Genomic DNA, 11,074 nt, shown 5'->3' on the forward strand with positions numbered 1-11,074 from the left:
ACGGTCGATGCCCATCAAAATTAGATATCCAAGTCTGCCATATTGAGCTTGGGGCCGTAGGTCTCGATGAACTCACGGCGGGGAGCCACTCGGTCCCCCATCAGGATGGTAAAGATGCGCTCTGCTTCAGCCGCATCTTCAATTTCGACCCGCTTCAGGGTGCGGCTTTCCGGGTTCATGGTGGTATCCCACAGCTGCACCGGCATCATCTCACCTAAGCCCTTAAACCGCTGCACGTTATATTTGGCGTTCTCAGGCAGTTCCCGAATGCCTTGCTGTAGTTCCTGCTCGTTATAGCAGTAGGTGTGCTTTTTCCCGCGCTCTAACTTGTATAGCGGCGGACAGGCAATGTACACATAGCCCTGATCGATGAGGGAGCGTTGATAGCGATAGAAGAAGGTGAGCAACAGGGTGCGAATGTGTGCCCCGTCCACGTCAGCATCCGTCATCAGACAAATGCGGTGGTAGCGGAGCTGGGATGCATCAAACTCTTCGCCTTTAATACCTAGACCCAATGCCGTGATTAACGACTGGACTTCGTTGTTTTTATAGATTTTGGCATCGTCGGTTTTCTCAATGTTGAGAATCTTACCCCGCAGGGGCAAAATCGCCTGGAAACGACGATCGCGCCCTTGCTTGGCACTACCTCCCGCAGAGTCTCCCTCAACGATAAAGATTTCTGATTCAGAGGGGTCGCGGGAGCTGCAGTCCGCCAGCTTCCCAGGTAGGGTGGAAGACTCCAGCACCGACTTACGGCGGACCAGATCGCGGGCTCGGCGTGCCGCTTCAGCGGCATTAAAGGACTGAATGGCTTTTTCTAGAATAGAATCCACCACACCGGGATTGAAGTCTAGATACTCGCTTAGGGTCTCCCCAATCAGCGAATCGACAATGCCCCGTACCTCGGTATTACCCAGCTTGGTTTTGGTTTGGCCTTCAAATTCTGGGTCGGGCACCTTGACGGAAATTACCGCCGTTAGACCTTCACGAATGTTTTCCCCCGCCAGGTTAGCCTCACTGTCCTTACGCTTGTTGCGCTTGCGGGCAAAGTTGTTCATGGTGCGGGTGAGCACCGCCTTGAGACCTTCTAGGTGGGTACCCCCGTCAATGGTACGAATATTATTGGCAAAGCCCATCAGGTTGTCGGAATAGGCATCGACACACCATTGCAGCGAGGCTTCCACCTGCACCCCATTTTTCTCCCCGGTGACATAGATGATTTCGGGGTGAATGGGCTGCTTGTCCTTATTAATATATTCGACGTATTCCCGAATACCCCCTTCGTAGTAGTAGCGGTTGACCTTGGGGGTATCCGACTTGAGTAGCTCCAGCCGATGATCCGTGAAGGTAATGTCCACCCCGGCATTGAGGTAGGCCAGCTCGCGTAAACGACCGGCCAGGGTGGCGTAGTCAAATTCAACGGTCTCGGTAAAAATCTGATTGTCGGGCTTGAAGGTCACGGAGGTGCCCGTGCGACTGCCGGCCCCGTCTGTGACCTTTAGCTCGCCCTGGGCTTCTCCCCGGGCGTAGCACTGCACATGTTCTTTTTTGTTCCGCCAAACGGTCACTTCCACCCGTTCAGACAGGGCGTTAACGACGGACACCCCCACCCCGTGGAGGCCACCGGACACTTTGTAGCCGCCGCCGCCAAACTTACCTCCGGCATGGAGCACGGTCATGACGGTTTCGAGGGCAGACTTGCCGGTGCGGGAATGGACATCGGTGGGGATACCCCGTCCATCGTCGGTAACGGTGACGGAACCGTCAGCGTTGAGGTCAACGGTAATGCTTTTACAATAGCCAGCTAGAGCTTCGTCAACGGAGTTGTCAACAACCTCGTAAACTAAGTGATGCAAACCACGGGGCCCGGTAGTACCAATGTACATACCCGGTCGCTTGCGCACAGGCTCCAGGCCTTCGAGCACCTGAATCTGATCAGCACCATAGTCGGTTGTCATGCGTTCCTATCTCCTAAGACGCTCGTAAAGCCGCAGTAGCGTTAGAAATGAAATTGTGCCCCCGGATTCTAGCACAAGGGCGTTGAAAAGGATTCTGAATGGGTTTGAGAAGGTGTATTTATTAGGGATGGATCAAAAAAATTTACACGCCAAATAAACGGACTTTGTTTGTTGATTAAAACCACCCTTAAAGCTAGTTCTAATGTACCATTTCTCGTCATAGTCGTTGGGCCGACGGCATCGGGTAAGTCTGGCTTAGCGGTGCAGCTGGCGCAGCGATTAAACGGGGTAATTTTGGGGGCGGATTCGCGGCAGGTGTATCGCGAGTTTGATATTGGTACGGCAAAACCGTCCTGGGCGGAGCGGCAGTTGGTGCCCCACTCTTTGATTGATATTTGTGATCCGACTGAGTCTTTGACGGTGGCTGATTATCAGATGCAGGCCCAGGGGGCAATTGAGGCAATACATCAGCGCCAGGAACAGGTGCCTCTGTTGGTAGGGGGGACGGGGTTGTATGTGAATGCGATCGCAAAGGGGCTAATCATTCCCCGCGTCGCACCTCAGCCAGACCTGCGGCGGCAGCTGACTGGGCTAGGACAGGCCCAGTGTTATGGCTTTTTGTTGCAGGTTGACCCGGCGGCGGCTCAACGAATTCACCCTAATGATGTAGTACGCACTCTGCGGGCTTTGGAGGTTTACTACGCTACAGGACGAACGATTTCATCCCAGCAGGGGGAAAACCCTCCGGACTATCCCCTTATATATGTGGGGCTAGATTGTGGGGAGGACCTGCGGCAGCGGATCGCTAAGCGCACCCACCATATGATAGATGCTGGGTTTGTGGGGGAGGTGGAAAGGTTGATCAATCGTTACGGGGCGGATTTGCCGTTGTTGGATACGTTGGGGTATGGGGAGATGAGGCGCTATTTGGCGGGGGATGGGTCGTTGGGGGAGGCGATTATGTTGACTGTTCGGCATACGCAGCAGTTTGCAAAGCGGCAGCGGACTTGGTTTAGGAAGGTGTCGGCGATTCGATGGTTTGATTCGAATGATGGGGAATTGGTGGAGAAGGTTTGGGATTATTTGCAGCTTTGTGGGGTTGGAAGGGAACCAAAGTCGGTTGCTTGGGGTCCCTCCGAGTTCCCCAAACCCCCTGGGCAGGGCGGGACGCCGCCCTACGACCCTCGTACCGGAGGGTCTTGATCAATTGTCCCCAGCTCTGGAGAGCAACCGCTACCTCCTGGGCAGACACCAGACCTGCCCCTACGGTTTCAACCCGTGGCTCTTGCCAATGACCCAATGCCGTCGAAAGTATCTGGAAAGGCTCGATTCTTCTAGGGTCAAACAAATGGGTCGCCCGTGGGGACAGGTCCTGGGGCTCTGGGTGCGCTGCCAGTTGTCTAGTAATTTTTGCATCGTTTCTAAATCTAAGGGTGTGCCATTGCGAATGGCTGTACGGCAGGCTGTAGCGACCATTGCCGCATCCACATCGCTGCCCAGGCTGAGTTCTAATAGGGCCTCGGCGCAGTCATCGCGGTCTGCGAGGGGGGCTGGCACATGGCGGATGGCCCAGAGGTTTTCGCCAAATGGATCAACGTCTAGGCTCAGTCGTCGCAGTTGTTCCACCTGACGCGGACGGAGCTGGCTGAGAATGATGGCGGGTTCCATGGGCACCGTTTGCCATTGGGTTTTGATCTGTTCGTAAATCACCCGCTCATGGGCGATGTGCTGCTCTACCAGACAAAGGCCACCGCTGTGTTCGGCGACGATATAGGTGTTTTGCACCTGGGCGACGGCTTTGAGCTGGCTGGGAAAGTTTTGATCGGTGGCACCATAGCTGGCGGTGGCTTCGGCGGTTTTAAACAGCTGCTGAGTGCGCTGGGTATGGGCCTCATGGGCCAGGTTGGATAGACGTAGGGCTTTTTCAATGGCTAGGGCAATGCGATCGCACCAGCCTTCCATATCTTGTAAATAAATTTCAGACTTGGCTGGGTTGCGATTCCAGTCCACCTGGGCCGCAGGCACCCGCAGGTGCAAAAAACAGACGGGATAGCGATCGCGGGGCAGGGTGCGGCGAAAGTTGTGGATCATGGATTGAACTAGGACAGGCGCTGTCACCGTACGGCCATTGATTGCCACCCGCACCCAGTCGGGACGGCGACGGTGACAGCGATCGGGCAGCCCCACTAGCAGCTCTAGTTGCCCCTGGTCACAGCCCAATTCCTCCGCCTCCAGGCTGACCTGGGCTAAGTCATGGCTGGTGACATCCCGCAGGATTTGGGGCAGGACGGTTTTGGCGGTGGCACCGGGCCATAGGGTAAACCAGTCGCGGTCGGTGTGGCCCACCTGCCAGGTCACATGGGGATGGCAAAGGGCTAGCTGCTGCACGGTTTGCTGCACCTGGCGCAGCTGTTGGGCCACGGCGGGTAAGATCTGACGGCGATTGGGCAGGCGGGCAAATAGATGGTCGGCGGTGACAACGGTGCCGGGAGCGATCGCAACTTCTTCTAGGTCTACCACCAGGCCTTCTGATCCGTAGGTCACCCGCCAGCCCACATCCCCAGTTTTACGACTGCGGATCTCTAGCTGGGAGAGCTGGGCCAAGCTGTGGAGCGCTTCCCCCCGAAATCCCAGGCTCTGGATTTTACTCAGGTCATCACAGGTGCGAATTTTACTAGTGCTGTGGGCGGTGGCGGCCTGTTCTAGGTTGGCCCGATCCATGCCCCTGCCGTTGTCCGTCACCCGCACCCGCCACACCTCGGGCCATAGGTGAATCGCAATGCGGGTGGCATCGGCATCCAGCGCATTTTCCGACAGTTCCCGCACCACCGCCGCCAGGGAATCGATCACTTCTCCGGCGGCAATCAGGCTGATCACATCCTGGGATAGGCGTTGGATGGGTAATGCGGTGTCGATGGTGGTTGCTTCCTGAACTGATGTTTTCTAACGCTAGCGTGAAAGGTTGATTAAGAGCTAGGGGTAAGGGTGTAGGATGGCGGCACCTAAGGGGCGAATCTCGATTATGTCGGAGACTTACAGACCAGCGGCCATTGCCAAAATCCAGGACCAAAAAGCACAAATGCGCCGGTCTTTACTCAAGGCCCGCCAGGCCATGCCACCCCAGGTGTGGCAGCAAAAGTGCGATCGCATCTGCACCCACCTCACCCAATGGCCCACCTTTCAGTCGGCCCGCACCGTGCTCGCCTACTGCAGTGTGCGCAATGAACCAGACCTGGGACCGTTACTAGCCAAGCAACGCTCTTGGGGCTTCCCCCGGTGCAACGGACAGGACCTCATTTGGCATCGTTGGTTTCCCTCCTGCACCTGGCCCCTACGCCCAGGTGCCTATGGCATTCAGGAACCCGATCCCACCTCGCCCCAGGTGGATCCCCAGCGGGTGGATTTAATTTTGGTACCCGCCGTTGGCTGCGATGTCCGGGGCTATCGTCTGGGCTATGGCGGTGGGTTTTATGACCGCATGTTGAGTCAGCCCAGCTGGCAAGGCAAACTCACCATTGCTATTGTGTTTGAGTTTGCCCGTTTACCCCAGGTGCCCAAAAACAGTTGGGACCGACCGCTGGATGGCATCTGCACCGAAAGTGGATTGTTTTTAGCCACCCCATAATTGGCCAAGTGAAATCCACCCATGGTGGAAGAAGTTGCAGCGGTTTAAGCAAGAGAGAAAAGGGAAAGAGACAACCTGATCGCTTCACACGATGTCGCCCAACATCTTACCCTGGTCGCTTTACCCAAGGCCGTCAGGCATCTTACCCTTTTCTCTTCAAATCTGTTGCCGCCTGCTTAACCCGATCCAACAATCCTAAGGAAAGATTCAAACCGTTGAGATCTACATCACTTGCTTTGGGCTTGGACTGGGGGCCATGGTAGTCGCTGCCCCCGGTCATCACGAGACCATACTTTTCGCACAGTTCTTCCAATACCCGTTCTTCACTGCTGCTGTGCTGCGGGTGATAAACCTCCACCCCCATGAGACCGTCCTTCACCAACTCGGGCAGAACCTCCTCCACAACACCACCGTGAAAGAGATAGGGGTGGGCCCACACGGGAACTGCGCCACAGCTTTTCAGCAGGTCAATCCCTTCCTGAGCAGTAAATTTTTCATAGGGGACATAGGCCGGACCATGGTCACCGAGAAACCGCTGGAAGGCTTCTTGTACCGAGGTAACATAGCCAGCAGCATGCATGGCCTTGGCCACATGGGGACGACCGGGGGCCATATTCCCCGACATGGGCGGGAGTTCGATGGGATAGCCCAGCTCACCCAGCTTTTCCACCATTTTCTGCGCCCGTCGATGGCGCCCGTTGATCCGTTCTTGCAAAGGTGCTTCCAGCTTGTGGGGGTCGGGGTAGAACCCCAGAATATGCATGGAACGACCGTTGTAGGTGGTGCTCAGCTCAATGCCAGGAACAATTTCTAAGCCGTGGGGTGCGGCCGCACTGCGGGCTTCCTCCCAGCCAGAAATGGTGTCGTGATCGGTGATGGCTAGGGCCTTAACTCCTTTGGCCACAGCTCGATTAACCAGCTGCTGAGGCGTGAGGGAACCGTCGGAGAAGGTGGTGTGGCAGTGGAGTTCGAGCATGGGACACAAAGGGGAAGGGAGGTGGTCGGGGCTGTTTTTGTACGGTGCGGCCCTGGAAAAACCATCACCTACTTTCTATTATGGGCGGATCAAGCCGATGATCGCCCAACCCAGAAAAATAAGGATTTATTGATACAACGCGGTATTTACTGAATAGTCTGTGTAGCATATCCATAGATCATTGCAGTGGCTTGCCCATGGATGTGCGAAAAGTATTGATTTTGGCGGTAAATCCAAAAGATACGACGGCTCTGCGTTTGGATGAGGAAATTCGTCAGATCAAGGAAGCGCTGAAGCTGTCGGAGGGACGGGCCGCGTTTGAGGTGATCATTGAACCTGCTGTGCGTACGGGGGATCTGCATCGCCATTTGCTGCAGCATAAGCCCCAGATTGTGCATTTTTCCGGCCATGGTTTGGGGGAACGGGGCCTCGCCTTTGAGGATAAAAACGGTATTGCCAAGCTGATTAGTACCGCTACGCTGACTCGGCTGTTTCGTCTGTGTGGTGGCGTGGAATGTGTGCTGCTGAATGCCTGTCATTCCGTGGCCCAGGCCGATGCGATTTTGGACCATGTGGACCATGTGATCGGCATGACCGATGCCATTGGCGATCAGGCGTCGATTAAGTTTGCGGAGGGGTTTTATGACGGGTTGGGCTATGGGCGGAGTTACGCTGATGCCTTTGAGTTTGGATTGGTGGGGATTGGGGCGGAGGGGATACCAGAGGAGGAGACACCGGTTTTGCGGGTGAGGGGAGAAGTCGGAAGTTGGCAGTCGGAAGTCGGAAAGGGGGGACCCCCGGAGGGTGGGTATGGGCCACCAGTGGATCAAGCCAAATTCCCAACCAAAATCGTCCAAAAACGAATATTTGTTAGTTACAAGCGCAATGTCACCCCCGATGAGGCGGTCGCTCTGCAGCTGCATGAAGCGCTTCAGGACAGCAGCAATTCAGTGTTTATCGATCAGCAGATGCTGGTGGGTACACGCTGGGTAGAACAAATAGAAAACGAAATTCGGCAAGCGGATATCCTGATCGTTTTGCTCTCGGCCCAGTCGATAAATAGCGAAATGGTGCTGCAGGAAATCGAGCTGGCCCATAAGATTGCTGAGGATAATGGTGGCAGGCCCAGAATTTTGCCTGTGCGGCTCGCCTATCGGGAGCCTTTTCAGCATCCGCTCAGTGTGTATCTCAACCCGATTAACTGGGCGCTGTGGGATAGCGAAGCGGATACGCCAGGGTTGATTGCGGAGCTGCAGCAGGCAATAGCTGGTGGGGTGCTGTCCATCGACGAGCGACGTCAGCCAGAGGTGGTTAAGGTTGCGCCTCAGGACAAGATTCCCCAGCCGGTGCCGGTGGCCCAGCCGGAGTTGCCCGAGGGCACCATGGACACGGCCTCGGACTTTTATGTGGAACGGGATTGCGATCGCATCGCCCTAGGCGTAATTCAGCAGCAGGGGGTGACCATGACCATCAAAGGTCCCCGGCAGATGGGTAAAAGCTCATTACTCAACCGGGTGATGGAGGCCGCTGTTGGGGCTGGCAAGCAGATTGCCTTTCTAGACTTTCAGCTGTTTGACCGGGCCGCCTTACAGGATGCGGATGAGTTCTACCAGCAGTTTTGCTTTTGGCTGACGGATGAGCTGGATATGGACGACGAGGTGGAGGCTTACTGGAAGAAGAACCTGGGCAATCCGCAGCGGTGTACGCGCTATGTGGGGAAGCACATTCTACAAAATCTGGAGCAGCCGTTGGTGCTGGCGATGGATGAGGTGGAACGGATTTTTGATACGCCGTTTCGCAATGACTTTTTTAGTATGTTGCGCAGTTGGCACAATCAGCGGGCAACGAAAAAGATTTGGAAGCAGTTGGATCTCACCTTTGTCACATCGACGGAGCCCTATCAGCTGATTGCGGATTTGAACCAGTCGCCATTTAATGTGGGGGAAAATCTGCGGCTGCAGGACTTTGACGCCCAGCAGGTGCATCGACTAAATGCACTCCATGGTTCGCCATTGAGTGCGGTGGAAGAACAGCGATTAATGAAACTGGTGAATGGACATCCCTATTTGGTGCGCAAGGCATTGTACCTAGTGGCCAGTGGGCGCATGGCGGCACAGGACATGTTTGCCCAGGCGCGGGAAGAGCATGGTCCCTTTGGTGATCATTTGAAGTATCACCTGTTTCGCATGTATGGCAATAAGGAACTCGTCAGGGGGTTTTTGAAAATTCTTAAGGATCAGGTCTGCGAGGATGAAGTCCTATATTTTCGTCTCCATGGGGCAGGGTTAGTCTGTCGAGAAGGACAGTCAGTGTTTCCCAGGTGTCAGTTATATGCAGATTATTTTAGGGAGCATTTAGGATAAAAAAGACCGTAGGGTGGCACAGCCCACCAATCCGAGGTGAATGAATAGCGGGAGACCCACCCCGTTGCCCCTCCCAGGAGGGGATGAGGGTATCCATTTTAGGCAAATGAGAAGTGTAGTTCTGGACAACAAAGCAGATGTGTGAGGAGCTTTGACCATGGCAGGTTCGATCTATACCACTGGCGGCACCGTCCAGGCCGGAGGGGGCATCTATCTCTCCCGCAGGGCTGATGATGAGCTATTGCAGCTTTGTCGTGAGGGACAATTTGCCTATGTGCTCACCTCTCGGCAAATGGGAAAATCTAGCCTGATGGTGCAGACAGCGGCACGGCTGGAAGAGGAAGATGTTACTTCGGTGATTATCGACCTGACGAAGATTGGCACAAACGTCACGACAGAACAGTGGTACTTGGGACTGCTGACGGAAATTGATGAGAGCTTGATGCTCGATACGGATATTTTTGATTGGTGGGAAGAGAATGATCGTTTGGGTGTGACCCAGCGGCTGACTCGTTTTTTTGAGGAGATCCTTCTGAGGGAAGTGGAAGGGCGGATTGTGTTGTTTGTGGATGAGATTGATACGACGCTGAGTTTGGGGTTTACGGACGACTTTTTTATTGCGATTCGGTATTTTTATACGGCGCGGGCGCAGAAGGAACAGTTGGGACGACTGTCGGTGGTGTTGATTGGGGTGGCATCACCGGGGGATTTGATTAGTGATCCGCAGCGGACGCCGTTTAATGTGGGGCGCAGGGTAAACCTAACGGACTTTAGTTGGGATGAGGCCCAGGAATTGGGGGTGGGATTGAGTGTAGATCCGAGCAAGGCGCAGGAGATATTGCATTGGGTGATGCAGTGGACGGGGGGACACCCGTATTTGACCCAGCGGCTGTGTCAGGGGGTGGTGGAGAGTGAACGCACAGATTGGAGTGCGGCGGCGGTGGAGCGGCTGGTGGAGGATTTGTTTTTGCGGGCGGGGGTGCGGAATGATAATAACTTGTTGTTTGTGCGGGATATGTTGACCCAGCGGACGCCGAATGAGAATGGGGCATTGTATGAGGTGTTGACGACGTATGACGAGATTTGGCGCGAGCGGGAGTTGGTGCTGGATGAGGAGCAGTCGCTGATTAAGTCGCATTTGAAGCTGGCGGGGGTGGTGCGGCGGGATGAGCAGAAAGGGTCGCTGCATGTGAGTAATGCGATTTATCGGAGGGTGTTTGATCAGGGGTGGGTGAAGGAACACTTGCCGGTGAATTGGGTCAAGCGATTGCAAAGGGCGCGGGCAGCAATTGGTACTTTGGCTGCGGTGACGATAGTGGCGTTAACGTTTGGGGCTTGGGCTGTGTCGGCTCAAAGGAAGACTGATCAAGCACTTGACAGAGAGAAAATAGCACTCGCAGACGTCAAAGCACAAAAAAATAGAGCCGATGAAGAACGACAGCGAGCAGAAGATAATGCTGATATAGCTAGTAAAAATGAACAATTAGCAGAGGAGAAAGCTAAAGAAGCTGATAAGCAAGCACAAGAGGCAGAAAAGCAGGCTAAACGGGCGAAAGAACAAACGGCTATTGCGGAACAGCGACGTGCAGACGCGCAGGAAGCAACGCAACGGGCAGAGCAAGCTAGAACAGCAGAAGCTGAGCAACGACAAGCAGCAGAAATAGCCCAGCGGGCAGAGACTGAACAGCGGACAAAAGCAGAGACCAGCGCAAGAGACGCCAATGAACAGAAAGTTTTGGCGGAAAAGCAAACCCTAATCGCTCAAGAACAAACAATACTGGCTCAGGCCAATGGGTCTAAAGCTTTTTTGCTGGCCGAACAACCTTTACAAGGATTGACAACAGCGGTTGCAGCCTGGCAAACAGTGCAGGAGAAGAACATTACAGAAGCAAGTATTGCTGCACCTGCCAAAGCTGCACTGATGCAAGGCGTTTACAACAATAAAGCGTTTAACCTCAACAATCCCAACACACAGGATAATCCCTATCCACGTCGGGGCTTTCGCGAAAAAAATCAGCTCAAGTCCCATAGCTCTGGGGTCTTGAGTGTCGCCTTTAGCCCCGATGGCCAAACCATTGCCTCCGCCAGTGATGACCAAACCGTCAAACTATGGGATCGAAATGGCACCCTCCTCAACACCCTAGAAGGCCAT

7 protein-coding genes are annotated in these 11,074 nt (G+C 54.6%); 4 read left to right on the forward strand and 3 right to left on the reverse strand.

Features of this window, described 5'->3' with window-relative positions; translation table 11 throughout:
• Positions 1-20: 20 nt before the first annotated feature.
• Entirely contained in the window at positions 21-1,958 is a 1,938-nt protein-coding gene (gyrB, locus tag VB741_RS07960) for a DNA topoisomerase (ATP-hydrolyzing) subunit B (RefSeq protein ID WP_323364628.1), read from the reverse strand.
• Positions 1,959-2,129: 171 nt separating this feature from the next.
• Here gyrB and miaA point away from each other — a divergent pair, with 171 nt between their 5' ends.
• Positions 2,130-3,161 (forward strand): tRNA (adenosine(37)-N6)-dimethylallyltransferase MiaA, encoded by a 1,032-nt coding sequence (gene miaA / locus VB741_RS07965; protein ID WP_323364629.1) that lies wholly within the window; start codon positions 2,130-2,132, stop codon positions 3,159-3,161.
• A 60-nt stretch (positions 3,162-3,221) separates the two neighbouring features.
• On the opposite strand, the gene mutL is transcribed toward miaA, so the two are convergent.
• Positions 3,222-4,874 (reverse strand): DNA mismatch repair endonuclease MutL, encoded by a 1,653-nt coding sequence (mutL, locus tag VB741_RS07970; RefSeq protein WP_323364652.1) that lies wholly within the window; start codon positions 4,872-4,874, stop codon positions 3,222-3,224.
• 106 nt (positions 4,875-4,980) lie between these two features.
• Here mutL and VB741_RS07975 point away from each other — a divergent pair, with 106 nt between their 5' ends.
• Complete coding sequence (locus VB741_RS07975; RefSeq protein ID WP_442786320.1) at positions 4,981-5,583, forward strand: 5-formyltetrahydrofolate cyclo-ligase; 603 nt, start codon at positions 4,981-4,983, stop codon at positions 5,581-5,583.
• A 142-nt stretch (positions 5,584-5,725) separates the two neighbouring features.
• On the opposite strand, the gene VB741_RS07980 is transcribed toward VB741_RS07975, so the two are convergent.
• On the reverse strand, positions 5,726-6,559 hold the full coding sequence (locus tag VB741_RS07980; RefSeq protein ID WP_323364631.1) for a PHP domain-containing protein: 834 nt from the start codon (positions 6,557-6,559) through the stop codon (positions 5,726-5,728).
• 197 nt (positions 6,560-6,756) lie between these two features.
• Between VB741_RS07980 and VB741_RS07985 the strand changes: the two genes are divergently transcribed.
• Positions 6,757-8,922, forward strand: a complete 2,166-nt coding sequence (locus tag VB741_RS07985) for an AAA-like domain-containing protein (protein ID WP_323364632.1) — start codon at positions 6,757-6,759, stop codon at positions 8,920-8,922.
• A 157-nt stretch (positions 8,923-9,079) separates the two neighbouring features.
• Positions 9,080-11,074 (forward strand): AAA-like domain-containing protein (locus VB741_RS07990; protein WP_323364633.1); only part of this gene is annotated, 1,995 nt, incomplete at its 3' end.

It is taken from the genome of Leptothoe sp. PORK10 BA2, from assembly GCF_034932105.1.
Taxonomy (GTDB): Bacteria; Cyanobacteriota; Cyanobacteriia; order Phormidesmidales; family Phormidesmidaceae; genus Leptothoe.